Source organism: Falsiporphyromonas endometrii, from assembly GCF_042654485.1.
GTDB classification, from domain to species: domain Bacteria; phylum Bacteroidota; class Bacteroidia; order Bacteroidales; family Porphyromonadaceae; genus Porphyromonas; species Porphyromonas endometrii.
The window spans coordinates 1-734 of the sequence record NZ_JBHSGO010000025.1 but is presented as its reverse complement, the minus strand read 5'-3'; the positions used below and the strand labels follow the sequence as shown (position 1 = coordinate 734).

Below are 734 nucleotides of genomic sequence, written 5' to 3'. Positions count from 1 at the left end.
TCTGTTTTAGGAGTTCCTGTGAGTCCAATGGTAGCTCCCATCCAAAAATTGGCTGCTTAAACTCAAGAAATGAGAGGTTGCTAAAAAATTAGAGGCTGAATCATTACGAATAATGACACAGCCCCAATTGTCTTATCTTTATCATAGAAACTTACAAGAAAGACAATGCACAAAAGTATTCATTTTCTCGGACAGCCGCTCTTTAGTCAGGTCATTAATCTTCTAAAGAAAGAAAAGGTTCTTCAAATAAGCCGTAGCCAGAACGGCGAACGTTACATCAAACGTTTTGATGCATGGACTCACCCGGTGGTGATGCTCTATGGCGTCATCATGCGATTTGACTCTTTGCGGGAAATAACCGCATCCTTACAGGCCGAAGCGAGAAAGCTCCGGCATCTCGGCATCTTTATGATGACCTCCCGAAGTACACTTTCCGACGCCAATAAGAGACGTTCAGAAGAGATCTTCGCGGCAATATATCGCGATTTGTATGCTACTTATCACAAACAACTATTATCGGACAGCCGACCGCATAGCGGTAAAGAGCCGGCATGGATGAAACGGTTGAGAATTATAGACTCCACCACGATCTCTTTGTTTTCCAACCTGATTTTCAAAGGAGTCGGACGTCATCCGAAGCATGGCAAGAAGAAAGGGGGAATAAAGGTGCATACGGTCATACAGGCCAATGAGGGAGTGCCCTCCGATATTCGATTTACTTCTGCAGCCACCAA

The 734-nt window shown here is 44.4% G+C and carries 1 protein-coding gene; it reads left to right on the top strand.

Going from position 1 to position 734, the window contains the following annotated elements; genetic code table 11:
• Positions 1–165 precede the first annotated feature (165 nt).
• The coding region (locus ACFO3G_RS01310) for a DUF4372 domain-containing protein (RefSeq protein WP_380077247.1) at positions 166–734 on the top strand (569 nt) is incomplete at its 3' end.